The organism is Thermaerobacter nagasakiensis (genome assembly GCF_055396825.1).
In genome coordinates this window covers 1,191,625-1,215,838 of sequence record NZ_AP043740.1, presented here as the reverse complement: position 1 = coordinate 1,215,838, position 24,214 = coordinate 1,191,625, and the positions used below count along the sequence as shown (strand labels likewise).

General features: G+C 73.0%; 17 protein-coding genes. 4 read left to right on the top strand and 13 right to left on the bottom strand.

Features of this window, described 5'->3' with window-relative positions; genetic code table 11:
• Positions 1–55: 55 nt before the first annotated feature.
• Positions 56–1,072 carry a sulfite exporter TauE/SafE family protein gene (locus ACZ5T9_RS05215; RefSeq protein WP_464834253.1) on the top strand — a complete coding sequence of 339 codons (1,017 nt, stop codon included), beginning with the start codon at positions 56–58 and terminating at the stop codon, positions 1,070–1,072.
• A gap of 199 nt (positions 1,073–1,271) precedes the next feature.
• Here the strand turns inward: ACZ5T9_RS05215 and ACZ5T9_RS05210 are convergent, their stop codons facing one another.
• The 3 genes from ACZ5T9_RS05210 to ACZ5T9_RS05200 form a co-directional block, all read right to left on the bottom strand.
• The gene (locus ACZ5T9_RS05210; RefSeq protein WP_464834252.1) at positions 1,272–1,679 is read right to left on the bottom strand and encodes a DUF488 domain-containing protein; all 408 of its coding nucleotides are present in this window, start codon (positions 1,677–1,679) and stop codon (positions 1,272–1,274) included.
• 185 nt (positions 1,680–1,864) lie between these two features.
• Positions 1,865–2,824 carry a hypothetical protein gene (locus ACZ5T9_RS05205; RefSeq protein WP_464834250.1) on the bottom strand — a complete coding sequence of 320 codons (960 nt, stop codon included), beginning with the start codon at positions 2,822–2,824 and terminating at the stop codon, positions 1,865–1,867.
• Positions 2,825–3,011: 187 nt separating this feature from the next.
• Positions 3,012–4,397 carry a selenium-binding protein SBP56-related protein gene (locus tag ACZ5T9_RS05200; RefSeq protein ID WP_464834249.1) on the bottom strand — a complete coding sequence of 462 codons (1,386 nt, stop codon included), beginning with the start codon at positions 4,395–4,397 and terminating at the stop codon, positions 3,012–3,014.
• Between the two features lie 206 nt (positions 4,398–4,603).
• On the opposite strand from ACZ5T9_RS05200, the gene ACZ5T9_RS05195 reads away from it, so the two are divergent.
• Together ACZ5T9_RS05195 and ACZ5T9_RS05190 are read left to right on the top strand one after the other, a co-directional pair.
• Positions 4,604–4,954 carry a hypothetical protein gene (locus tag ACZ5T9_RS05195; protein WP_464834248.1) on the top strand — a complete coding sequence of 117 codons (351 nt, stop codon included), beginning with the start codon at positions 4,604–4,606 and terminating at the stop codon, positions 4,952–4,954.
• 89 nt (positions 4,955–5,043) lie between these two features.
• On the top strand, positions 5,044–5,373 hold the full coding sequence (locus ACZ5T9_RS05190) for a hypothetical protein (protein WP_464834246.1): 330 nt from the start codon (positions 5,044–5,046) through the stop codon (positions 5,371–5,373).
• Positions 5,374–5,438: 65 nt separating this feature from the next.
• Here ACZ5T9_RS05190 and ACZ5T9_RS05185 read toward each other — a convergent pair whose 3' ends face one another.
• The 9 genes from ACZ5T9_RS05185 to ACZ5T9_RS05145 all read right to left on the bottom strand — a co-directional run bounded on the left by ACZ5T9_RS05185 (position 5,439) and on the right by ACZ5T9_RS05145 (position 21,334).
• Positions 5,439–6,101 (bottom strand): GNAT family N-acetyltransferase, encoded by a 663-nt coding sequence (locus tag ACZ5T9_RS05185; RefSeq protein ID WP_464834245.1) that lies wholly within the window; start codon positions 6,099–6,101, stop codon positions 5,439–5,441.
• 302 nt (positions 6,102–6,403) lie between these two features.
• Positions 6,404–9,040, bottom strand: a complete 2,637-nt coding sequence (locus ACZ5T9_RS05180) for a M14 family zinc carboxypeptidase (RefSeq protein WP_464834244.1) — start codon at positions 9,038–9,040, stop codon at positions 6,404–6,406.
• Positions 9,041–9,904: 864 nt separating this feature from the next.
• The gene (locus ACZ5T9_RS05175; protein WP_464834243.1) at positions 9,905–11,803 is read right to left on the bottom strand and encodes a thiamine pyrophosphate-binding protein; all 1,899 of its coding nucleotides are present in this window, start codon (positions 11,801–11,803) and stop codon (positions 9,905–9,907) included.
• Positions 11,800–13,374, bottom strand: a complete 1,575-nt coding sequence (locus ACZ5T9_RS05170; RefSeq protein ID WP_464834241.1) for an FMN-binding glutamate synthase family protein — start codon at positions 13,372–13,374, stop codon at positions 11,800–11,802. Before ACZ5T9_RS05170 ends, ACZ5T9_RS05175 begins: the two co-directional genes overlap by 4 nt.
• Positions 13,375–14,121: 747 nt before the next feature.
• Positions 14,122–17,358, bottom strand: coding sequence for a phosphoenolpyruvate carboxylase (locus ACZ5T9_RS05165; RefSeq protein WP_464834239.1), 3,237 nt, complete (start codon positions 17,356–17,358; stop codon positions 14,122–14,124).
• Between the two features lie 120 nt (positions 17,359–17,478).
• A complete protein-coding gene (gene thrB, locus ACZ5T9_RS05160; protein ID WP_464834238.1) occupies positions 17,479–18,831 on the bottom strand; it encodes a homoserine kinase in 1,353 nt (450 codons plus the stop codon).
• A 2-nt stretch (positions 18,832–18,833) separates the two neighbouring features.
• Positions 18,834–20,045, bottom strand: coding sequence for a threonine synthase (thrC, locus tag ACZ5T9_RS05155; RefSeq protein ID WP_464834236.1), 1,212 nt, complete (start codon positions 20,043–20,045; stop codon positions 18,834–18,836).
• A 546-nt stretch (positions 20,046–20,591) separates the two neighbouring features.
• Complete coding sequence (locus ACZ5T9_RS05150) at positions 20,592–21,020, bottom strand: SRPBCC domain-containing protein (protein ID WP_464834234.1); 429 nt, start codon at positions 21,018–21,020, stop codon at positions 20,592–20,594.
• Positions 21,017–21,334 carry an ArsR/SmtB family transcription factor gene (locus tag ACZ5T9_RS05145; RefSeq protein ID WP_464834232.1) on the bottom strand — a complete coding sequence of 106 codons (318 nt, stop codon included), beginning with the start codon at positions 21,332–21,334 and terminating at the stop codon, positions 21,017–21,019. The genes ACZ5T9_RS05150 and ACZ5T9_RS05145 overlap by 4 nt, the downstream gene beginning before the upstream one ends.
• Positions 21,335–21,541: 207 nt before the next feature.
• Between ACZ5T9_RS05145 and acs the strand changes: the two genes are divergently transcribed.
• On the top strand, positions 21,542–23,551 hold the full coding sequence (acs, locus tag ACZ5T9_RS05140; RefSeq protein WP_464834231.1) for an acetate--CoA ligase: 2,010 nt from the start codon (positions 21,542–21,544) through the stop codon (positions 23,549–23,551).
• Between the two features lie 116 nt (positions 23,552–23,667).
• Here acs and ACZ5T9_RS05135 read toward each other — a convergent pair whose 3' ends face one another.
• A complete protein-coding gene (locus ACZ5T9_RS05135; RefSeq protein ID WP_464834230.1) occupies positions 23,668–24,042 on the bottom strand; it encodes a carboxymuconolactone decarboxylase family protein in 375 nt (124 codons plus the stop codon).
• Positions 24,043–24,214: the final 172 nt, after the last annotated feature.

Here is a 24,214-nt window from a genome sequence, read left to right as displayed (position 1 = left end):
GATGGAAGGTCCGTCAAACTGCACCTGGGGCGTTGGGTGAAGGCAGGCGGTCGCGTTGTTAGCTCCGGCCCTGGTTGGTCTTGGCTTTGTCGTCGGTGCCATCGGCACCCTGATTGGCGCGGGGGGCGGGTTCCTCCTCGTTCCCGTCCTGGCCCTGCTCTACCCGGTGGACGATCCCGGTACCCTGACGGGCATCTCCCTGCTGGTGGTGGCCGTCAATGCCCTCTCCGGGTCCGTCGCCTATGCCCGGATGGGCCGGATCGACTTCCGGCCGGGCGCCTGGTTTGCGGCGGCGGCCATCCCGGGGGCCGTGCTCGGGGCGTGGCTTTCGACCCTGATGTCTCGGCGGGTGTTCGAAGCCCTGCTGGGGACGCTGATGGTGGTGGCGGCGGTCTGGCTGCTGGCCCGGGCCCACCGGGCGGCGGTGGCAGGGGCGGCGGGAACCGCCACCCCGGGAACAGCGGCAGCCGGGGTGGCGCGGGCCACGACCGCCGGGGGGCCAGCGGATATGGCCCCTTCGCTGGGAGCGGCGGGGGCGAAGGGGGCGCTGGGGGCGCCGCAGTCGAAGGGGGCGCCGGGGACGCGGGTTGCAACGGCTTTGTCAGGGCGACCCAGTCCGGCGGCCGCGCCGGCCAAAGCCCGCCCGGGTGATGGGCCCATGGAGGACCCGGCCGCCTTACCACAAGAAAAGTCCCGCCGGGGCAACCTGGGCCGCGGCATGGCCATGAGCTTCCTGGTCGGCGTCGTGTCGAGCCTGCTGGGCATCGGCGGCGGGATCATCCACGTCCCGTTGCTGGTCACCCTGCTGGACTACCCGGTCCACGTGGCGACGGCCACGTCCCACTTCGTCCTGGCCCTGACGGGGTGGGCTGGGGTGGCCGTCCACGCCTGGGCGGGAACCTACCACCACGGGCTCCACCGGGCGACCTTGCTGGCGGCCGGTGTGATCCCCGGCGCCCAGGTGGGCGCCCTGCTGTCCCGCCGGGTGGACGACCGCTGGATCCTCCGGGGCCTCGCCTTGGCCCTGTTGCTGGCGGGGGTGCGGGTGCTGACCGAGGCGGCGGGGGCGTGAAGGGCGGGACCACCGGCACACGAACCGCGCCGGCCGACGGAGTAGGGCCGGACGGGGCGCAACCTGCTAGACGCCGTGATCACCCCACGGCGGGGCCAGCCGGCGGAGTACGCCCGCCGCGTCGCGGGAAGTCGTTGCCTTCTCGACGGTTCTCAGCGATCCCCTCCCGACCGGTTCTGGCCCTCCGCGGAGCTTCTCCTCAGAGCCCCTGGCCGGAGGCCCCTGGGCCGGGGACTTGCCCACCCCCCAGCCGCTCCAGCAACCACTGGCGGAGCACCCGCACGTGGCTCCGCTCCGGGTTGCGGGCTGCCGTCAGCAACACCACCGTCTCGTGTTCCCGGCATGCCGCGAGGGCCGGGGCCGTCACCTCGGTGCCCAGGGCGTCCAGTTCCTCCCGGTACCGGCGCTGAAACCCTTCCCAGCGGGCCTCCGGATCCTGGTGGAGCCAGCGGCGCAGGGCGTCACTGGGGGTGAGTTCCTTCCACCAGGCATCCCAGGGCGCACCCTCCTTGCGGACCCCGCGGGGCCATAGCCGGTCGACCAGCACGCGGTAGGCTCGCGGTGGTGCCGGTTCGTCCCCGTAGACGCGGCCGATTTGCAAATCCACGCCGCCTCACCTCGCCCTCCCCTCATTGTCCCACAGGGCGCCCTGAGGGTCCTCCCATGGCCACCGCATGACGCGGGGGCCCCGCGGTTCGGCCGCTCTCGGCCGGGGGGGGGGGGGGGCACCGCCCGGCTGCACGTCGCCGCCGGACGTTGGGTCCTGCCGCCATGCCCCGCCCGACCCGTTCGTCAGCCTGCCAGGGCCACCGCCAGACCGCCGGCCACCATGGCCACGGCCCAGACCAGGTCCAGATTGATCCAGGCCCTGCGCAGGAAGAACAGGCCGAACCGGTAGTACACCAGCAGCGCCACAGCTCCCGCCGCCAGCAGCATGCTGGCGGCATGGACGGCCGTGGCCAGGACCACGCCAGCCCCGTCCGTCAGCCCCAAACGCACTGCGGCCTCCGCCCCGGCCCCCAGGCCTGCCTTCAAGACGGGCCCGGTCCCCACAGCGGACCCGGCCGAGGGCCCCAGCCCCGAACCCACCGCGGCCCCGTCCGCAGACCCCGGCCCGGCCTCCAACCCGGACCGGGTCCCACCCGCCCCGCTTGCTGCTACCGGGACCGCCGCCCCGTGGGGACCCGCCAGGTGGGCGCCGTGTTCGACCCCCGCCGCCGTCGTCGCGGCCGGCCCCGCCGCCGGCGCCGCGGCCGGAGCCGCCTCGCCCGGAGCCGCACCCGAGAAGGCCACCCCGCCCGGCCCAGGCTCCTCCCACCAGACCAGAGGTGCCAGCATCAGCCCGGCGCCGTGGGCGGTGGCCATGAGGAACGACCACAGCACCAGGCCGGCAAAGCCCACCTGCATCCCCACCCGCCCCCCGGCATGGCGGGACCGGAACAGGTGGAACAGCCCGTAGCCCACCAGCAGGGCGGCCACCCCGTAGCGTAGGGGCACCGCGGGGAGCGCGGCCCGGGCACCCCACAGCAGCGCCAGCACGAGCCCGACGGACAGGGCGTGCCCGAGCCCAATGGGCAGGAGCGCCCACAGCACCCGCCGTCCGCTCCGGGCCTGCATGCCCAGGGCCACCGCGAACAGCCAGCCCATGGCGGGGTTGAGGCCGTGGTAGGCACCCAGCAGGACCAGGATCAGCCAGGGCCACGGGCTCCCGCCGTGGGCTGCGCTCGTTACATGGTGCAGGTGGTCGTGCATCGGCGACGCCCTCCGGCTGCCTCGACCTTGCCCCCATCTTCCTAGGGAGCCTTGGCCCACGCGGCGAGACACCATTCCCGGGCCCGCTGGGTGCCCCCGGCTGCGCCTCCCGGCCGACGGGCCGTGTTCGTCCGAAAGACGAATCGATCACCGTGGCGCCCGCCCCGGCGCCATACGGCGCGCCGGGTCACGACGGGAAGCAGAAGGAATCCGACGAGCTGTCGCCGCCCTGGAGCCGCACCTGATGCGGCCGGCTCTCGCCGAAGTCGACGAAGAACCGGGGGTCCACCGCCAGCCCCCCCGCCGGGTCGGCGTCCAGCTTGGCGAGCCAGCCCCGCAGCCCGGGATAGAACTGGTCATCCCAGGTGCTGTAGAGGGAGTTGGTGACGTACACCCGCCGCCCGTCGCGGCTGACCTCGACCATCTGGGGTCCGCCGGTCAGGGGCCCCGCCGCCGGGTGGGCCGCCCGCCGCACCACGCCACCCAGGCGAACGGAGCCCGTCAGCTTCGGGTGGAAGGGGTCCGATACGTCGTACTGGCGCAGCTCGCCGGTCCCCCAGCAGGAGACGTAGAGGAAGCGGTCGTCCAGGGACAGGTTGATGTCGGTGATGAGGGGCGGCACGGCGCCCAGGGGCTTCAGGATGTCCGGCAAGGCGTCCTTATCCTCAGCGGGTTCGGCCGGGGTCTCGATCACCTTGCGCACCGCCCAGCGGTCCCCGTCCCGATGCCAGACCCAAACGGAGCCCGAGAGGTCCTCGACGCTGACCACCACGCCGACGAACCCGTACGCCTTGCTGGGGTCGTGGGCGGGCCGCAGCTCGAGGACCATCTGGTGCTGGTCGCCCAGGTCGACCTCCTGCACGTGCCGGCGCCGCCGCAGGTCCCAGAAGTGCAGCCGGTGCCCGTACCGCCGGTTGACCACGTCGTCCAGGTTCAGGCCGCCCTCGAATAGCGAGGGGGCGCCCCACTCGCTGGTGACCACGGTGTCGTGGCCCAGGTGCCACCAGAAGTCGTAGGCGTAGACCTGCGGGCCGCGGTCCACCTCCCAGCGGCCGAGGACGTCGAAGCTGTCGTGGTCGAGGATGAGGATGCCGCCCGGGCCGTCGCCCTCGCGGCCGCCCAGGGCGCTGACACAGATGCCGTCGGGACCGCAGTGGACGGTGTGCAGGCGGGAGTACCCGGCCCGGCGCAGGACCTCTTCCGGTTCCACCACCTTGACCAGCCGCGGCGCCGCCGGGTCGGGCTTGGTGTCGAGCACATAGATCCGGGACGAACGCAGCCCCGGGACCAGCAGGTAGCGTCGCTCCACGTGGGGGTGGGGCGCGAAGGGGCAGAGGGCCGAGCTGCAGGCGTTCCAGCCGAAGTGGTGGACCTCGTCACCGGTGTAGGGGAAGTCCAGCGTGTGGACCATCCGGCCGTAGGTGGCGGAGCGGGGATCCACGTCGACCACGGCGAAGCCGTCGGGCCGGCCGCCGGTGCGGAGCAGGGCCACGTACGCCAAGCCCTCCCCCGGCGCCTCCATGGCGAGGCGCGGGGAGGGATAGAAGGTGGGGTCGGGACGCCAGACGGGCATGTTCGTCCCCCTTTCAGCACGGTGCATACGCATTGCTTACGATACCAATACGGTTAGTTGGATATCAAGGGCGAGCTGTCATGAGACCCCGGGGTCGATCCCCTGTGGCGGCCGGCTGGTAGCCGGGAAGAGCATGCAGGGCAACGAATTCCGGGCAGGGATGAGCGTGCCAGCCGCGAATGGTCGCCGCATGAGGTGTCGTCCCCATGAGGTGGAGCACCGTTCTCATTTGGCGTGGGTGGGCGCTGCTCGTCCTCTGTGTGTTCGCCGTAGTCGTCGACACCTACGGATGGAACCCGTGGTTTGCGTTGGTCCCCCTCCTCGCCCTTCCTGTTGCATATGCCTATGTTCGTCAGCCCAACGACGAGCCACCACCGGAGGCGTCGCGGGCGGCGCAGTACTATCGTCTCGCACCTGCGTTTTTCGTTGGTATTCTCGTCGTGCAATGGGTCATGGAAGGCCCGTTGAACCCAGCCTACGCCATGGGGATGACGTCTTTGATCGCCGGGCTCGGTGTGATCACTTCCGGGCTCCGCTTGCTAGCCAACGGCGAGTAGGTGCGAATCAGACAGGGGGGCGACCCGACTCGAAGAGGGGGAGTCTCCAAGGGGGAAGGGACGTGCCAGGCGTTATTAGGCGGTTTGGCATGGTCGCCGTGGTGCTCGCCATCATCGCGGTCACCCTTGCGGCGCTGCCAACCCTCACCGCGATCGTGCCCCTCGGACTGGCAGTCGGGATCGTCACCGCCCGCGCCCGCAGGGAAGCCCTGGCGGCACTGGCCCTCGTGTGGGTGGTCAGCGCGATCCTGGCCGCGTGGCTCTGGCGCGTCGGCTTTCAACGAGCGGACGCCAACCTGCCGGAGTCGCCCTGGACCGGTCTGTGGTGGCCCCTGGCCGCGATCGCAGCGGGTTCTCTCATGACCTTTGCCGCCGTCTACGCAAAGCAGCTGCGGGATTTCCACGATCGCCAGCAGTAGACTCAACAGTCGGCCGTCGCTGCGACGGGCTGCGTTCGTCCGGCCACTCGTTTCGGCCGTCCGGGTCACCGCCCCGCCGCGGCCTCCCAATCCCGCCGCAGGATGGCGTAGAGACAGAGATCGACGAACCGCCCCTTGCTGTACATGACCTCCCGCAGCCGCCCCTCGTACCGCATCCCCACCTTCTCCATCACCCGCGCCGACGCCCGGTTCTCCGGGATGCACCGTGCCTCGATGCGGTTCAGCCCCATCTGCGTGAAGCCGCACGCCACGACGGCGCGGACGGCCTCGGTCATCAGGCCCCGGCCCCAGTAGGACCGGCCCATGGCGTACCCGAGCTCGGCCCGGGCGTGCTGGGGCGCCCAGGCGACGAAGCCCGTGGTCCCGATCACCCGGCCCGTCTCCCGCAGGACCATGGCCCACGGAGCGATCTGGTCGTCTTCGTAGGCCTTGACCTGGGCCTCGACGAAGGCCCGGCTGTCATCGATGCTGCGGTGGGCTTCCCAGGTGGTGTAGCGGGCCACCTCCGGGTCCGATGCATAGGCGTAGACGTCCTCCACGTCGCCCAGGGTCAGCGGCCGGAGGATCAGCCGCTCCGTCTCGAGCACCGGTAGGTTGCGGAAGAACCCGGCTCGCCGCTCGGGGTCGGGCGGGCCCCCGGCGGGCTGGCCCTTCGCCTCGGCCCGCAGGGGACGGTCAGGCTCCTTTCCGCCGGTGGAACGGGCCATGGTGCCCTACACCTCCTACATGGAGTCCTGGTCATCCTTTCGCCCCTGCCGCAGGTCGGTGGGTTTCGGTACAGGGAGCTCCCCGGGAGATTTGCCACCGCCCGTGCGTGTGGGACGGTCGGAACCGGTGAACGATAGCATCATCGTATGGCCTTCTGTTCCGCCCGACAACAGAACACGGGGGCGACCCCGCCGTGACCGCCCCCGCGCTGGTCTAACCCCATTTGTCCATTCCCATTGCGTCCATTCTCATGGGCCGGCAGATCGGCCGGCATCCTGCTCGACTCGACCCTCGCCCAGGCCTACCGGCCCGCTCCGGCCATCTGGCCTTCTTTTCCCACCCCTGCCGGGCCGCGCCCCTCAGCCGGATCCTCGATGACGATCCGCAGGCGGTTGTAGTTGCGACCCCGGCCGTCCGGCTTGTAGTTCTTCTCCACCAGGCCCTTGATGTCAACGGCGAAGAAGGAGACGTCGGTCGTCCGGTCGATGCGAAGGTCCGCGGGCCGGTCCCGCACCCCTGCGGCTTCGTAGCGGGTGGACTCCAGGGTGGGTCGGGTGCCGTCCAGGGTGTAGTACACGTCCGCCGGCTCGCTGGTGTGGAACCGCAGCCGCACGGGACCGGTGAACACCAGGGTCTGGTCGCCATCCTCCTCGAAGCGGACCTCCTGGCGATCCCCCTCCCCCAGGGCGCCCGCCGCCGACCGGGTCCCCTCCTCCGGGATGATCTCGACCCAGGAGCGGGGCAGTTGCCGGTCGTTCTGGTAGTCCAGGGCGACGCGAAGCAGTTCCATCGTCCCGTTGGCGAACTCCATGGCCTGTTCGAACGCCTCCGGCCAGGCCGGCTGGAATCCCTGGGAGCGCCAGCGGCCGCCCTCAAAGCGATACGCTCCGACCTCGAAGTCCCACCCGAACACCCGGTGGCGGTACCAGAAGTGATCGGCCGAGTTCCCCGCCGCCGAGTACAGCACGTCGATGACCGGACCCGTCTGGCCGGGGAGGATCACCGTGTCCCGCCATCGCTCGATGGCGTCGAGGATCCGCTCGCCCGCCTGCCAGAAGAAGGTCTCCTCCCCCAGGGTCGGGCGGGGCAACGGGATGCGCCCGGGGACCTTGTACGCCCCCGGCGGCCACATGAAGTAGCCGCCGTGGCTGTGCACGTTCATGGCGAACTTGATGTTGGGGAAGTTCTCCACCAGCCAGACCTCGTTGCGGGCCTCGGGTTCCGACAGCGCCGCAGGTCCGGCGTAGGTCGAACTCAGCGGGTTGGTGCTCCCGCCGGAGTAGCCGTCATACACGCTGCCTGCCGCGAAGTTGCGGTTGAGATCCACCCCCCACTGGTTGCGTAGGGCGGGATCCTTGTATGCGGGCCCACCGTGGTTCACCAGGTTCTTCCGCTGCAGGTTGTAGTCGTAGAAGGAGTAGTGGGCGCCGTCGGGGTTCACCGACGGCAGGATGAAGATGTCCAGGTTGTCCACCAGGTCCCGCGTCGGCTTGTGGGTCCGGTAGTTGTAGAGCAGGCGGGCCGCCGTCTCCAGGGCCACCAGCGGCGTCACCCACTCCCGGGCGTGCTCCTGGGCGTAGATGAACACGCCGGTGCGCGAGCCGTCCCGCCGCTTGCCGATGCGCAGCACTTTGACGGTGAAGGGATCCCGCGAGACGTGATCCGGAGCCCGCAGGTAGTCGCTCAGGACCACGGGCCCTTCCGGCGCGACGATGCCGGAGGGCTCGGCGGTCCGGTACGGGAACGCCTGGACCGGCAGTTCGGGATCGGCATTCACCGCCTCGATAACCTGGCCGGCGGTGCTGGTCACCGCGCCGTCGGGACCGGTGGCCAGGGACACGTGGACCGTGCGGGTCGCCGCCTCGTAGCGGACGGTCAGGGGCCGGTTCGGCTCGCCAGGATCTTCCAGCACGACCCGCAGCCCGTTGCCGCCCTCGTGCCCCCATGCCTTGGAGTACCACACGATGGCCCGCGACGCCGTGGCACCCGTGACCCCCATGGCCTGGCGGCGGTACCCGGGGGTGCGGTACGGCAGCTCGATGATCTCCGTCAGGTCGGGGAACTCCCGGGCCAGCGCCTCGAGCCGCGCGTAGACCTCGGTGGGATCCATGTAGTGGTCGACGAAGCCCGTCCGGTAGGTCCCATCGAAGTTGAACTGGGCGTCCTGGGACGGCCACGGCTCGACGGCGGCTTGCGCCTCCGCCCCATCGGAACCCGTCACCCGGACCGCCTCGGGCAGCGACGCCACGGGCACCAGCAGGGTGTGGTACATGTACACCCCGGCGTCGATAAAGGGCGTCATGGTGCCCAGGTGCCGGCCGCTCCCCGCGTCATAGACGTCGAGCACCGCCTGCGCACCGGTCGCCGCGCGGGCTTCCACCGACACGAAGGGACCGGCGTAGTTCTCGAACCCGTCGGCCCGCAGGATGCGGATGGGCTCATCTTGCGCGGCGGCCGCGGCGGCTGGTGCCGTACCGGCTCCGGCAGAACGGCTGGGCGCCGCATCCGTCTTCGTCGGGGACCCGGGGCTCGCGGATCCGGACGAACCGGCCCCGGCACCGCCGCCCGGGCCCTGCGGTCCGCCCTCGGCCGCACCCACCGGCTGCAAGCCGAGGACGGCCAGCTGGCGGGCCTGTTCGTCCGTGACGACCAGGTCGATGACCAGGCGCCCTTGGGCGTCCAGGAGCACGGGAGCCTCGACGGCGATGCCCATCTGCTGGACCCGGGAGAGGACGGCCGTCGACGGAAGGCGGAACGTGACCACCCTCTCCACGGCGGGATCCCTCTGGACGGGGGGATCCGCGGTCCCCGCCTCCGCCAGGGCCTGGGCCCAGGTCAACCCGATGAGCAGGAGGGCCAGCACCCCGGCGCCGAGACGATAGCTGAAGGTGAACCGATGCCGAAGGCGGGAGTCACGCGGCCTGCATCCTCGGTCCATGCGCATCCCTCCAGCCGGTTCTTCCACGGGGGACGAGCTCCGACGGCGGTGGACGGTTGCCACGACGGTCGTTGCCACGATTGTAGGACAGGCCGGTCACACCCACGGCACGAACGATGTCGAGGCCCCTCGTCGATTTCCGCGGCAGCCGTTGGAGGGTCACCGTCCCATCCGCGTCAAGGGCGCCTCGTGCTCGGGTACGGAGCGCGCGAATCATCGACGCACGCCGCAGGCGTTGAGGGGAGCCGTGGGGAACGGCGAACGGCAAGCAATGAGCCTTTCGGAGGCAGCCGCTGGGAGGCGGTCCGTCCCCGTGGGAGAGGTGGGTGGCCCTGCCGCAGCGAGTCGTGACCTGCCCGGCACGCCGCCGGCGCCGGGTACCGGGTGGACGCCTTCAGCCGGTTCGTCCAGGAGGGAGATACGGCGACCCCGGGACCAGTCGACCGAACCCCAGGGCGTGCACCGGTTCGTCATCGAGCTCGACGGCCGGCCGGCGGGGATCGCCGATGCCCAGTGTTCGGACAGCCGGTGCGCGGTGGTGAGCGTATCCATCAAACCCTCAGCTCGAAGGAGACGTCCGGAACGCAGGTCGGGGCGCCGGCCGGTGGGGCGCCGCACGCCTCATCCGCCCGGTCGCTGGCAACGGTCCTGGCCGGCGTGGCGGTCCTGGGCGCGGCCCTGACGGCCGGTGGCTACCTGGGGCCGCGCCGCGTGGCGGGCTATGGCAGGATCCGGTCGGCCGTCCCCCGTGAACCGGCCGGCATGCGTAGCGACCCGTGACGTTCCGAGGCCCACGGCGGCCAGCGCCCCGCCGCACACCCGCTCGGGCGCCCGCACACCCGCTCGGGCACCCGCTCCGGCTGGCTAGACCCGCTCCGGCTGCCGCCCGCGGCCCCAGAGCCGCCGGGTCACGGGCTCGCGCCGGGGCTGGCGGCCGGTGGCCCCGGGATGACCCCTGCCGTGTCCCTCCTGGCGGGGATCCCCGTAGCGGCCGATCTCGTCGGACGGCGTCCCCGTGGCCACCTCCCGGGTCTCCGTCTCGGTCCGCGCCGCCCAGGGATCCCGGTGCGCCACGGGTTCGGGCCGCGGGTAGGTGACCTGGGCCATCCGCACGTCCACCAGCACGGGGCCGTCGACCCGCAGGGCCCGTTCCAGGGCCGGTTCCAGGTCGCGAACCCTTTCCACACGGATCCCCACGCCGCCCGCGGCCTCGGCGAAGGCGGCGAAGTCCGGATTGACGAACCGGGTGCCGAAGGGCTCGACCCCCGCCCGGTCCTGGAGCTCCTCCTCTTCCGCGAAGCGGCCGTCGTTGCAGCAGATTACCACGATGGGCAGCCGCTCCCGCACCGCCGTGGTGAACTCCATCAAGGTCATGCCCAGCCCGCCGTCCCCGGCCAGGGCCACCACCGGCCGGCGCGGGGCGGCCAGGGCTGCGCCGATGGCGGCCGGCAGGGCGAACCCCACCGTCCGCCAGTGGCCGGACACCAGCACCATCTGCCGGTCGGGGAAGAAGTAGCGGCCGAACCAGTAGGTGTGCTGGCCGGTGTCGACGCAGATCACCGCCTCGGGATCGACGACCCCGGAGAGGACGGTCATCAGCGCCGCCGGGCGCACACCCTCCCCCGCCCGGCCGCCACGGCCTGCGGCCCCACCGCGCCCGCCTGCCCGGGTTCCGGGACCCGCGCCCCGGCCCTGGGCCGCCGCATCGGCTTCCTGGAGCTCCGCGTGCCAGGTCGCCCGTGCCCGCTCCCAGAAGGCGTGCCAGCTCTCCCGCGCCTGGGGCTTGATCCCGTCCCGCAAGGCGGAGACCACCGTCTCCGCCGGGCCGGCCAGGGCCACCTCAACGGGTAAGGTCATGCCCAGGTGGGCGCGCCGGATGTCGACCTGGATCACCTTGAGCCCCCGGGGCACGAAGGCCGGCTGCCACCAGGTCGAACCCACCACCAGCGCCACGTCGGCCGCGCCCAGCACGTCCGCCGCGGCCTGGGTGCCCGCCTCCCCCAGCACGCCGCAGTAGTGGCGGTGCTCCGCCGGCACCGCCCCGAGTCCCGGCAGGGTCGACACGATGGGAGCATCCAGGGCCTCAGCCAGGGCCAGCAGGGCTTCCCGGGCCGCCCGCGCGCCCCGGCCCGCCAGGATCACCGGCTTCATCGCCGTGCGCAAGAGGTGCAGGGCCGCGTCGATCTCCCGCTGGTCGGGGGCCGGTTCGGCCTTCAGGTAGCCCGGCTTGCCGGTGGGCTTCGCGTCGGCCAGCTCTTCCCGCTGCAGGTCCACGGGCAGCCCCACCCGGGCCGGGCCCGAGCGCTCCCAGGCCGCCCGCAGGGCCGCGGGCAGGTTGCGGGTCGCCTGGCCGGCCGCCGCCAGGGTGTGGTTGAAGACCGTGGCGCCGGCGTAGACCAGGTCCAGGTTGGCGTCCTGGGGCCAGTGGGTGGCCGTCTTCGCCGTGGGCAGGCCGCCGGTGATGACCAGCAGTGGCACCCGGTCCATGGCGGCATCGTACACGCCGTTCAGCATCTGCACGGCGCCGGGGCCGGCGTCGCTGCAGCAGGCGACCATCTGGCCGCTCAGCTTGGCGTAGGCCGCTGCCATGATCGCCGCCGCCCCTTCGTGGCGGGCGGCCACAAAGCGCGGGCGGCGGTTCTGCCGGACCGCTTCGAGCAGCGGGATGATGGAGTCCCCCGGCACGCCGAACAGGCAGGGGATATCCCATTCTGCCAGCTCGGCCGCCACGTAGTCGGCCACGGTCATCCGCCGGGAAGTCATGGGTCGTTGCCTCCTTGACCTCTGGGTCCAGGTTGTGAGTGGGCGGTCGCTGCGCCCGGCGCAACGGGCACCCGCGGGCCCCGCGCCGGCGCAGGCTCCCGGGCCGCCCCGGCTCCCAGGGGCCGGCCGTCCACGGCCGGTTCGACCAGCGCGGGCGTTCCCCGCAACCGGCTGAGCCCCGCGGTCCGGGGGTGGTACGCCAGGGGCACCCCGGTGATCTCCGCCACCTCCCGGGTCAGGGCCCGCAGGTCGCCCTTGCCCACGTCCGCCAGGCGGGCGTGGCCCAGGGCGCGGGCCGCTTCCACCATCTCCTGCACGCACGCCTTCAGGTAGTTGGCCGCCTGGATCGCCGCCTGCTCCCCGTCGAACAGGTGGGTGTAGCGGCCCTTGGCGATGAAGAGCTCGTAGGGCGGCGCGTAGGGCATGAGGCGCACCATCTGTGCCTGCACCATGGCCAGCAGGATCGCCGTGCCCACGTAGCAGGCGTCGGCGCCCAGGGCCATGGCCTTGAGGAAGTCCGCCCCGTCCCGGAGGCCCCCCGAGGCGATCAGGGTGATCCGGTCCCGCACCCCCAGCTCCCGCAGGATGCGGTCCGCCTCTGGAATCGCGTAGACGACCGGCAGGCCGAAGTCGTTGATGGTGAAGAGGTACCCCTTGCCCGTGCTGCCCTTGGCCCCGTCGATGCTGATGAAGTCGACTCCCGCCGCCACCGCCGCCCGCAGGTCGGCCTCCAGGTCGCCAGCGCAGAGCTTGACGCCGATGGGTACGCCGCCCGTCATCCGGCGCAGCTCCTCGACCAGCCGGGCCAGGTCGTCCGGCGAGGCCACCTGGGGAAAGCGGGTGTGGATCACCGCGTCCTCACCGGGGCGCAGGCCCAGGTGCCGCCGGACCGGTTCGTCCAGCATGTCCCAGGGGGTCGACTCCTGGGCGCTGGCGTCGGCGCCCTGGCCGAACTGGATCTCGATGGCGTCCGCCTGCCGCAGCTGCTCGGGGCGGATGTTCCAGCCGCCGCGGTTGTACTGGACGATGTAGTGCTTCGCGTGGCGGCGCTCGTCGGCCAGGAAGCCGCTCTCCCCGGAGTTGGTGGCGGTGCCCACCATGGCCGACGCCCGGGCCAGGGCCACCTTGGCTTCCAGGGTCAGGGACAGGCCGTACGCCATACCGGTGATCAGGATGGGGATCTTCAGGTGCAGGGGCCGGGCCGCCTGGGGGCCGATGGTGACCCGGGTGTCCACGTCGGGCTCGCCCCGCGGCAGCCGGCCGATCTGGGCGGGGACGAAGACCAGCTGCTCGAACTGCATCCACGGCCGGGTGGCGCCGTAGGGGCGGGTGAAGGGCCTGCCCGTCTCCGCGCGCCGCATGATGGCCAGCATCTGCTCGGGGTCGGTGTTGCAGGCTAGCACCATCCACTGCAGCATCTGGTTGCGGTCCTGGGGGCCGCTCAGCGCCGCCACCATCATGCGGTTGAACAGGCGCCGCAGCAGGGAGGGGCCGAGCCAGGCGGCCAGGCCCGCCACGGCCCCCAGCAGCACCAGCATCGCCAGCAGCGCCCCTGCGAAGGCGGCCAGCATGCGGCCCATCCCCCTTGATCGGACGAACCCGGCCCCGGGGCCCCGGCACTGCACTGCGGGCTCCGGCCCCTGTGGGCGCCCTGGCTCCTGCGCGGCTCCCGCCCCTGGGGACGCCCCGGCCCCTGCGACCGGGCTCCGCGGCGGTCCGCCTTGGTCAGCCCGTCCTCGGGCCAGAGCAGCCGGTCCGATGGGACAGTTCCAGCTCCCGGCCTGCCACCCGGACCCGGAGGCACCTCCGGTGCGGACGGGCACGGACGGGCGGTCAAGCCCTTGCCGGACTTCGCGCGACCGGTTCGGGCGTAGGGTTCCCGCGGGGCATGGCGAGGAATGAGGGGACGGAGGGTTCCGGGCACGGACATCATCCGGTAATGGTGGGTGCCGGCCCCAGCACCGCCGTACGCGCCGGCCGCCCCAGGGGGTACCTGCCGGGGTGGGCTCCTGGGGCGGGCCCCCGCAGGCCGTCCCCCAGGCGGCTTCCCGTGGTGGACTACCACCGCGGGCTCCCGTGGCGGCCTGCCCCTCGGTTGACTGGGGCGGCCTGCCACGGCCACCTCCCCCAGTAGCCTGTCGCGGTGGCGTCCCGGTGGCCGCCCGGCAGCCTCTCTTGGCGGGCCATCCCGGCGGCCTGTCAAGTGACCGCCCGCGGCGGACCTCCCAGCGGGCCCCCGGGCTGGCCCTCGGGCGGGCGACCACGGGGCACGGGGCGGCGGCATCCCCACCGGCGCAGATCGACGGCCAGCGGCCGTCCTAGCCGGCGTTCCGCAGGCCGGCCGCGATGCCCAGGATGGAGAGCAGCAGCGCCCGCTCCAGGGCCGGCCGCTCGGGGTCGCCTTCCGGCGTGGCCCGGTACCGGGCCAGCAGCTCCACCTGCAGGTAGCTGATGGGGTCGACGTACGGGTTGCGCAAGGCCGTCTGCCGCGCCAGCACGGGGTGGTGGGCCAGAAGCGGCCCGCCGAAGGTCTCCTCCAAGAGCGCCCGGGTCCGCACCATGGCCTCCTCGAGCCGGGGGAAGAACCGGTTCGCCAGGGGCCCGGGCACCAGCCGCAGGTACTCCCTGGCCACCGCCAGGTCGGCCTTGGCCAGGGCCAGGGCCGCGCCGTCCAGCACCGAGCGGAAGAAGGGCCAGCGGGCAAACATCGCCTGGCGAAGGTCCCGCGGCACCGCCGCAAGACCTTCGGCCAGCCCGTACCAGCCGGGCAGCAGAAGACGCACCTGGGTCCAGGCCATCACCCAGGGGATGGCCCGCAGATCCTGGACGCGCCGGGCCCGGCCCGTACGGGCCACCGGGCGGGAAGCGATCTTCAGGGCGGCGATCTCCCGGATCGGGGTGAAGTGCTCGAAGAACTCGAAGAACCCGGGCTCCGCCAGCAGCTGGCGGTAGGCCTCCGCCGACCGGGCGGCGGCCCGGTCCATGGCCTCCCGCCAGGCCGCCGGGACGGGGGAACCGCCCGCGGCGAGCCCCTGGCGCCCGCCGCCCGGCCTGCTCGGCGCGGTCCCGGCCCCGCCGGGCGGGCCGGGTTCCTCCGGCGAAAGCACCGCCTCTTGGGCCTGGGCCAGCGTGTCCCGGGCCGCCGCCAGAAGGAAGTGGTAGAGGAGCTGCTCCAGATTGCGCAGGGCCAGCTCGGGGTGAGCGTAGCGGTCTGCCAGCGCCTCTCCCTGCTCGGTGAGCCGCAGGCGGCGGCCCACGGTGCCCGGCGGCAGGCTGGCGATGGCGCGGCCGGCGGTCCCCCCGCCGCCCCGGGCCGTGGACGTGCCGCGACCGTGGAAGAAGGACACCGGCACGCCCGCCGCCCGGGCCACCGCCGCGATGCCCTCCTGGGCCCGGTAGAGGGCCCAGTTGGCCGCCAGGTAGCCCGCGTCCTTGCTGGAGTCGGAGTAGCCGATCATCACCTCGCAGCCGCCGCGGCCGCGGGCGTGGACGCCGAAGACGGGGTTCTGCAGCAGCTGCTCCATGGCGCGGGGCGCCGCCTCCAGGTCGGCCAGGGTCTCGAACAGGGGGACCAAGTCAAAGGGCAAGGGGTGGCCGGGGCGGTACAGCCCCACCTCCCGCGCCAGGACGAACACCTCCAGCACGTCGGCGGGGCCGCGGCAGCCGCTGATGATGTAAGCCCCCCGGTCCTGCCAGGCCCGCAGAGCATCCAGGGCCACGGCCAGCTCGCGGCTGCGGGGCCGGTAGCCCACCGGCGCCAGCGGCCGGGGCGAAGCCAGCTCCCGGGTCAGCACCGCCTCCCGCCCGGCGGCATCCAGGGCCAGGTACTCCCCTGCCGCCATGACCCCACCGGCTTCCAGCAGCTCCGCCACCGCACGCCCGTGGGCCTCGGCATGCTCCCGCAGGTCGAGGGGCGCCATGGCCTCCCCAAAGACCTGGGCCCGCCAGCGCAGGGGACGCACCAGGGTGGCCGCCGCCTCGCCCAGCCCGGCATCCCGCAACCCCTCTTCCACCTGGAAGAGCAGGCGATCCAGGGCGGTGGAACCGGCGGCCTCCGGCCCCTCGCCGGCCGGCGGTTCCCCGGCGGTCCCCTTTGGTGGCGCGGCCGCGGCGGGCCGGGAAGGCCGTTCGCCGGCTGGGTCCGCTGGAATGGCGGGCCCTCCAGGAATGCCCTCCGCGGAAGCGGGCGACCGGGGAGGCATTGCCGCTTCCTCCGGCGGAGCCGCCGGCCGGGGAGGCGGTGCCGCTGCCTCGACTGCAGCGTCCGGCCGGTGGGGTACAGCCGGTGCCTCCGCTGGAGCCGCCGCCCGGGCGGGCGTCTCGCTCCACACCTCTTCCGGCACCGTCCTTGCCGCCCAGTACCGCTGCAGCCTGTAAGCGAAGCGCCGGTAGGGCTCGCCGGGGAACCGGCCGGCGGCCGCCGGCGGCAGCGGCGCCACCGCCCCGGCGGGCAAGGAGGGCAGGGGAGGCAGCGAAGCCCGTTCTTCCGCCACGGACAGATCCCGGGTCAGGGCGGCCAGGCCTCCGGCGTACTTGCGGGCGATCTCGGCCCGCGCGTAGGCCTGGGCCCAGGCGGTGACCTCCGGGGTCACAAAGGGGTTGCCGTCCCGGTCGCCGCCGATCCAACTGCGGAAGGCCAGGGGCGGGGGAAGAACCGGCCGCCGCCCGTAGCGGGCGGCCACCGCTCCCTCAAGGGCCTCCATGAGCCGGGGCACCGCCTCCCACAGGGTGGTGGGCAGGTAGTAGAGGCCGCCGCGGACCTCGTCCTCCACCCGGGGCGGGGCCGGGCGCAGCTCGCGGGTGGTCCAGAGCAGGGTGACCCGGGCCACCACCTCGTCCAGGTCCCCCTCGCCCCGCTCCAGCCGGTCCAGGGCCTGGTTGAGTTGCAGCAGGTGGTGGCGCAGGGTGCGCCGCCGCGTCTCGGTCGGATGGGCCGTGAAGGTCAGCTCCAGCCGGGCCGAGGCGAGGAGGCGCACCACGTCGTCGAATTCCATCCCTTGGGCCTGAAGCTGGGTGACCAGGGCCAGCAGCGACTCGGGCCGGGGCCGGTCGGGCGTGCTGGCCTGCTCGCGCCGGCGGTTCACCCGCACCCGGTGCCGCTCCTCCGCCAGGTTGACCAGATGGAAATAGGTCGAAAAGGCCCGGATCAGCCCTTCGGCCGCGGCCACCGAAAGCCCGCCGATCTCGGCCCGCAGCGCCTGCCGGGCGGCGTCGTCCCCCGGGTGCTGCCGGAGGTGCTTGGTGCGGGCGCGGATGTCCTCTTCCAGTTCGAACAGGCGATCCCCCGAGAGGCGGCGGATGGCCTCCCCCAGAGCCCGTCCCAGGAGGTCGACCTCCCGCTTGAGAAGGGGGTACAGTTCCTCTTCCGGCCGCCCATCCGGCGGGGGAACGGATCCCGCCGGGGCAGGCAACGCCTCGCCGGACGAGCCGGCCGCCGCAGGGCGTCTCCCCGGCCCGCCGCCCCGGTCCTGGCGGTCCCGGCCGTCCTGGCGGTCCTGGCTCCCCTTCCCCACAGCCGAGCCGGCCCCTGCCGGCCGGTCACCCTCGCCGCTCACAAGCCCTTCCTCCCTTATCCCGTCCCGGGTGTCCCGTACCTTGCCACTGTTCCATTCCCTTGCGCCCCTTGGACTCCAAGCCCTTCCGGTGTCTTTCCCCCTTCATCCCGGCCGGCGTCCCTAATCCCCCCGGCCGCCTCCCCCGCCGGCGGCCGCGGCGGGGGAGGGGAGGAGCCGGTGCCCGGGGCGGCTCACCAGGCCGGCACGGGCGCCCGGCCCGCCCGCCCGGCCCACGCCCACCCGGCCGGCCAGCCCCAGGGCCGCCATGCGGGCCGACAGCGCCTGGGCCACCGCCGGGGCCTGTTCGTCCGTCACCAGGGCCAGCACGCTGGGACCCGCCCCGCTGAGGCAGGCCCCCAAGGCGCCCGCCGCGGTGGCCACGCCGATCAGATCATCCAGCCAGGGAAACAGGGCGGCGCGATAAGGCTGGTGCAACCGGTCCTGCATGGCTTCCGCCAGGAGGTCGCCGCGCCCGGCGGCCAGGGCGTGGATCAGCAGGGCCGCGCGGGCGGCGTTGAAGGCCGCATCGCCGTGGGCCACCGCCGCAGGTAGCGCCCGCCTTGCCTCATGGGTGTAGCTGGCCACGGCCGGGATGGCCACCACGGCCGCCAGTGGACGGCCCAGGGGGACCGGTACCGCCCGCCAGCCGCCACCAGGGTCGCCGCCGCCTACGCCTGCACCTGCGGAGGCCTCTTCCCGGCGCCCCGCGGCTTGCCCCGCCGCCGGGGCCGGTCGCCAGGCCAGCACCAGGCCGCCGTAAAGAGCCGCCGCCACGTTGTCCGCGTGGCCTTCCAGATCGGCCGCCAGTTGCAGCAGGTCCGCCGCTGTCAGCGGTCGCCCTGCCCGCCGCAACCACTGGTTGGCAGCGGCCAGGCCGGCGACGATGGCGGCGGCACTGGATCCCAGCCCCCGGGCGGGCGGAATGGTGCTGCGCACAACCAGCCGCCAAGCGGCAGGGTGGGCTTGCCTCGCCCGGTGGAAGGCGGCGACCACGGCCCGGACCACCAGGTTTTCCCCCGCCTCCCCGGGCGGTGCCGCCGGGAGGCCCCAGCCGTCCAGATGCCAGTGCACGGCCCCGGCGGGGTGGATCCAGTGCCGCGGCTCGGCGGGCCAGGGCTCAAGCCACGCCCTGAGCTCCCAGCCCTGAAGGGCCAGACCCAGGCAGTCGAACCCCGGCCCCAGGTTGGCGCTGGTGGCTGGCACCCGGCTCCAGGCCACCGCCCGCCCGCTGCCGCCGCCTGGCGCGTGGGCCGCGGCCTCGTGGCCCGTCGCCGCACCAAGGGTCTTCTCAGGATCCGGACGCCGGGTGAGGGCGGTGCCCCGCTCCCTATGGGCGCGGGCGACACCCCTTGCGCCACCCCTTGCACCGCCCCTTGCGCCCTCGCTGGCACCCCCCCTGCCACCGGGCCTCCGGCGGTAGAGGCCCATGGGCCCATCCGGCGCCTCCCGGGCCGGTCGCCGTCCCTTCCCCATCTCTACCGACCTCCCGCCGGTGTTGCAAGCAAGTGCTGCACGACGGCCTCCGGATCCAGGGCCCGGGCTTCCAGGGCTTCCAAGGCTTCCAGGTCGCCGCCCTCGCCCCCGCTCGCCCGGGCGGCCCGCAGGGCGGTGTCCACGTCCTTCAGGCCGTGGCCCGTCAGCACGCACACCACGGGCCCCTCGGGCACCTCCCAGCCGGGTTCGTCCCCCCGGGCCAGCTTCAAAAGGCCCGCCACCGAGGCCGCCGAAGCCGGCTCGGCGAAGACGCCTTCCAGCCGGGCCAGGAGCCGCTGGGCGGCGAGGATCTCCTCGTCGCTGACCGCCAGAACCCGGCCCCCGGTATCCCGCACCGCCACCAGGGCCTGCTCCCCGTACACCGGCCGGCCGATGCGGATGGCCGACGCCACCGTCTGCGGCCGGTCCACGGGCCGGCCCCGGACCAGGGGCGCCGCCCCCTCCGCCTGCACCCCGTACAGCCGGGGTACCCGCCCCAGGCGGCCCGCCGCCGCGTAGGCGCGGAAGCCCATGTGGTAGGCGGTGATGTTGCCGCCGTTGCCCACGGGGAGGAACACGGCCGCCGGTTCGTCCAGGCCCAGGGCGGCCAGCTGGTCGGCCACCTCGAAGGCCGCCGTCTTCTGGCCCTCCAGGCGGTCGGGGTTGAGGGAGTTGACCAGGACCAGTTCCGGCCGCTCGGCCACCACCTGCCGCACCGCGGCCAGGGCGTCGTCAAAGCTGCCCCGCACGGGCAGAATCCGCGCCCCGCAGGCCACGGCCTGGCCCACCTTGCCGGCCGCCACGCCCCCCGCCGGAAGCACCAGCCAGCAGTCCATGCCCGCCCGGGCCGCGTAGGCGGCCGCAGCCGCCGCCGTGTTGCCCGTGGAGGCGCAGATCACCGCCCGGGCGCCCCGGGCTCGGGCGCAGGTCAGGGCCATGGTCATGCCCCGGTCCTTGAAGGATCCCGTCGGGTTGGCGCCCTCGAACTTGAGGAACACGGCCGGCGGCCGCCGGTCGGGGGGCAGTTCCTCCAGCAGCCGGTCCGCCCGGATCAGCGGCGTGTCGCCTTCTGCCAGGGTAAGCGGCTCGGCCCCCGGGGGTACCGGCAGCCAGTCGCGGTAGCGGGCGATGATGCCCTGACGGGGCAGGACCGGCCCGGGCTCCCCAGCCTGGCGAGGCGGGCCGAGGCGGTCAGGGCGAGTGGGACCAGACACCGCTCGTTTCACCCTCTCCCTGAAGCTCGAAACGGAAGGATGCCGGCATGGAAAATCGAACGGCCCCGCGCCCCGTTAGGGACGCGAGGCCGTGCTCGCGCGGTTCCACCCTAATTGATCCGCGGCGGCGCCCCGTGGCGTTTCGCCCGGTGCCCTGCCTGACCCGGCGGGGGCATGGGCGACACCCACCGGCCACCGCCACCGCGAATCCTCTCCGTGCCCGTAAGGGGGGCTGCCCCGCCCAGCTACTCCCGCCCCGCCTGCCCGGCCGGGCGGTTTCGCCGGCGGCTCCCGGAGGGTTTTCGGCCCGGCCCGGTGCGGGGGCTTTCAGCCAGGGCCTCCCGTCTCTGGACACCGGCTTGGGGGCCTACTCGTTCCGGTCATCGCGCACGCCGGGATGACGCATTCCTCAAGCCGAACCGGCTCTGGGAACGCTTTTGCGGGATTATAGGGCCTGGCCGGGGCCGGGTCAAGGGGTCAGAGCGCAAGGACCGCCGCGCCGGGATCAGGTAGAACCGGGCGAGACCCACCGAGGACGCGCCGAACTCAGGCTTCAACCCGGCTTGCGAACCGCTCGAGGATTACGCCCCAGCCCCCCGCGAAGGCCCGCTGGGTAGCTGCACCCGCCTCGCCGAGTTCGTCCCAGCCCCGGTGCTCCAGTTCCACCCGGGTGGCGTCGCCCTCGGGGAAGAACCGGACCTCCACCTGGGTCGGACCCGCCCAGTTGGCCTGGTTCCAGGTGAACACCACCCGTTGGGGCGGCTCGTAGACCAGAACGCGGCCGATCTCGTGCTCTTCGCCGTCCCGGAACCGCTCGTAGAAGCGGCCGCCGGCCTGGCCCTCAAGGACCAGATCGGCGCTGCGGTCGCCGCCGTAGGAGAACTGGTCCAGCGGCCACCACTGGCCGATGCCAGCCGTAAACCGGGTAAAGACGGCCTCCACGGGCCCGCGGACGACGACGCTGCGTCGAATCATCCCTCACCGTCCCCCTCGACGTGGCGGCGGAAGCGCTCCAGGGCGACGTCCCATGCTCTGGCCACCTGGTCCAGCCAGTCCCGGACCTCCGCCAACCCTTCCCGGCGCAACCGGTACAGCCTCCGCCGCCCCGATTTTTCAACCTCGACCAGACCCGCAGCCGTGAGGACGGCCAGGTGCTTGGACACCGCCGGCCGGCTGATGGGCAGCGGCCGGGCCAGGGTGACCACGTCCTTGGGCCCCGACCGGAGCACCATGATGATGTGGCGCCGCGTCGGATCCGCCAGGGCCGCGAACTTGCGATCGAGATCCATGGCGCAACGGTAACCCAGTGGTTACCCGTTCGTCAAGCCCCCTCCCCAGCAACGACCCCCTCACCGGCAGGAACCGTCCCCCGGCCGCCGTAACCGGTTGGCAACAGGCCAGGCGGCCGGTGCAGCGGGTGGATCCCGGGGAACGCCCGGGCAGGCGCCCGCCGCGCCCCACCGGCCGGCCGGATCGCCATCACGGGGGGATGCGCGATGGGGCACACCGAGGTCGAGGTGGCGGGGCCCGAGCCCGCCACGGGGGCACTGCTGGCGCAGCCGCCGGTGCCGCCGCGGAAGCTGTCGGGACGGCCCCTGTTCGAAGGGCCGAACCCGGCAGCGGCCTGTGCCGCCTACCGAGCTTGGGCGGAGGCCGACCCCGACGCCTACTGGGCGGCCATCGCCGCCGAACTGGAGTGGCTGGCGCCCTGGAGCCACGTCCGCACGGGGGAACTTCCTGACTTCCGGTACTTCGTGGGCGGGCTCACCAACGTCAGCCTCAACTGCATCGACCGCCACCTCAGGAACGGCCGGCGCAACCAGGCGGCCATCGTCTGGGAGGGAGAGCCGGGCGACCGGCGGGTGTGGACCTACCAGATGCTTCACGACGAGACATGCCGGCTGGCGCATGCTCTTCGGCGGGCCGGGATCGGCAAGGGCGACGTGGTGGCCATCTACCTCCCCAACCTGCCCGAGACCTTCGCCTCCATCCACGCCTGCTACCGCATCGGCGCCGTCTACAACGTGATCTTCTCGGGTTTCTCGCCCGACGCCATCCGCTCGCGCCTGGAAGATTCCCGGGCGCGGGTGGTGATCACCGCCGACGGCAGCTACCGCCGCGGGCGGCTCCTCCCCCTGAAGGAGACCCTGGACCGGGCCCTGGAAGGGCTCGACTTCGTCGAGCGGGTGGTCGTGGTGCGGCGGGCGGGGGCCGAAGTCCCCATGACGGCGGGTCGCGACGTGTACTACGACGACTTCGTCGCCGGCATGCCGGCCGACTTCCCGCCCGAGCCCCTGGAGGCGAACGAACCCGGGTTCATCATCTACACCAGCGGCACCACGGCGAAGCCCAAGGGCCTGGTCCACGCCGGGGTGGGCTTCCTGGTCGGCACCTACGCCAACGTCAAGTGGTCCCTCAACCTGCAACCCGGCGACATCTACTGGTGCACGGCCGACGTAGGCTGGCTGACCTTCCCCATCTTCGCCCTGGTGGGCGGCCTGGCCCACGGGGCGACCCACGTGGTCTACGAAGGCGCCCTGGACTACCCCGACCCCGGCCGGTTCTACCGGATGATCCAGCAGTACCGGGTCAACAAGGTCTTCACGGCGCCCACGGCCCTGCGGATGCTCAGCCGGGCGGGGGCCGGCTGGCCGCAGAAGTTCGACCTGCGCAGCCTCGAGCTTATCGCGCTGGTGGGCGAGCCGCTGGATCCCGAGACCTGGCACTGGGTGCGGCGGCACGTGGGCGACGGCGCGGTGGAGATCAACAACACCTACGGCCAGACGGAGACGGGCACGGCGTGGATGTCGGGCATCGCCGGCGTCACGGCCTCACGGCCGGGCTCCTGCGGCCTGCCCCTGCCGGGCTACCGCTGCCAGGTGGTGGACGCCGAGGGCCGGCCGGTTCCTCCCGGGACCACGGGCTACCTGGTGATCACGGGCCCCTTCCCCTGCCTGGCGCGGACCATCTGGGGCGATCACCAGCGGTACCTGGACACGTACTTCGCCCGCTTCCCCGGGCGGTACTTCACGGGCGACGCCGCCATGTACGACGCTGACGGCCACCACTGGGTGCTGGGCCGGGTGGACGACGTGATCAACGTGGCGGGCCACCGCCTGAGCACCATGGAGATGGAGAGCGCCCTGATCAACCACCCCCTGGTGGCCGAAGCGGCGGTGGTGGGCATGCCGGACCCCGTCAAGGGCACGGTGCCGGTGGTCTTCGCAGTGCTGCGCAGCGGGGTGACGCCGCCGCCGGACATCGAGGAGCAGCTGCGGGAGGAGATCGCCCGCCGCATCAGCCCCATCGCCCGCCCGGCGAAGGTGTACGTGGTCGACGCCATGCCCAAGACCCGCAGCGGCAAGATCATGCGCCGCCTGCTGCGGGAGGCCGTCACCTCCGGGCAGGTCACCGGCGACACCACGGCCCTGGAAGATCCCGAGGTGCTGGATCGAATCCTGGCGCGGGTGGAACCGGGGGCGGGAGGGCCCGCCTCGACCGCCTGACCGCCGGATGGAACGCGAGCGCGGGTACATGACCGGCGGGCACCGGCCGGGACCTGGCCGTGGGGTCAGGTCCCGCCTCTTTTCACTGGCCGGGGTTTCGCTCCGCCGGCCGGGTTTCAGCCTTGCGCCCCGGCGGCCCCGGCGCCCGCCTCCCCTTCCAGCTCCTCAAGCACCGCCACCGCCCGCCGCACGTGGGGAATGGTGATCGACCCGCCCACGATCAGGGCCACGCCGAAGATCTCGAAGAACTCGTCGCGGGTCACGCCTTCCTTGTGGCACTGGATCATGTGGTAGGTGATGCAGTCGTCGCAGCGCAGGACCAGTGAGGCCACCAGCCCCAGCATCTCCTTGACCTTGCTGGACAGGGCCCCCGGCTTGTAGGCCTGCCCGTCCAGGTTGAAGAACCGGCGCACCACCAGGTTGTCGTGGGCCAGGATCTTCTCGTTCATCTCGCTGCGGAAACGGTGAAAGGCGTCGAGCCGCTCGCCCACGGCATCTCCCTCCCCGAACTGCCGGAAAGGGCTGCCAGAAGCCCCGGCTCGCCGGGTTCAGTCAGGCTCCCTGGCATCCAGGTCTTCCGGCATGCCCCGGCTCTGACCGGTAGATTACCGCACCCGCCCGGGGGGAGGAACCCAGCCCCTGCCGTCCAGCCGTTGACACCAC

Excerpts from the sequence above, each read along its gene's own strand:
- ACZ5T9_RS05205 (WP_464834250.1), bottom strand. The coding sequence starts at position 2,824 with ATGCACGACCACCTGCACCATGTAACGAGCGCAGCCCACGGCGGGAGC.
- ACZ5T9_RS05200 (WP_464834249.1), bottom strand. The coding sequence starts at position 4,397 with ATGCCCGTCTGGCGTCCCGACCCCACCTTCTATCCCTCCCCGCGCCTC.
- ACZ5T9_RS05195 (WP_464834248.1), top strand. The coding sequence starts at position 4,604 with ATGAGGTGGAGCACCGTTCTCATTTGGCGTGGGTGGGCGCTGCTCGTC.
- ACZ5T9_RS05190 (WP_464834246.1), top strand. The coding sequence starts at position 5,044 with ATGGTCGCCGTGGTGCTCGCCATCATCGCGGTCACCCTTGCGGCGCTG.
- ACZ5T9_RS05185 (WP_464834245.1), bottom strand. The coding sequence starts at position 6,101 with ATGGCCCGTTCCACCGGCGGAAAGGAGCCTGACCGTCCCCTGCGGGCC.
- ACZ5T9_RS05180 (WP_464834244.1), bottom strand. The coding sequence starts at position 9,040 with ATGGACCGAGGATGCAGGCCGCGTGACTCCCGCCTTCGGCATCGGTTC.
- ACZ5T9_RS05175 (WP_464834243.1), bottom strand. The coding sequence starts at position 11,803 with ATGACTTCCCGGCGGATGACCGTGGCCGACTACGTGGCGGCCGAGCTG.
- ACZ5T9_RS05170 (WP_464834241.1), bottom strand. The coding sequence starts at position 13,374 with ATGCTGGCCGCCTTCGCAGGGGCGCTGCTGGCGATGCTGGTGCTGCTG.
- thrB (WP_464834238.1), bottom strand. The coding sequence starts at position 18,831 with ATGGGGAAGGGACGGCGACCGGCCCGGGAGGCGCCGGATGGGCCCATG.
- ACZ5T9_RS05150 (WP_464834234.1), bottom strand. The coding sequence starts at position 21,020 with ATGATTCGACGCAGCGTCGTCGTCCGCGGGCCCGTGGAGGCCGTCTTT.
- ACZ5T9_RS05145 (WP_464834232.1), bottom strand. The coding sequence starts at position 21,334 with ATGGATCTCGATCGCAAGTTCGCGGCCCTGGCGGATCCGACGCGGCGC.
- acs (WP_464834231.1), top strand. The coding sequence starts at position 21,542 with ATGGGGCACACCGAGGTCGAGGTGGCGGGGCCCGAGCCCGCCACGGGG.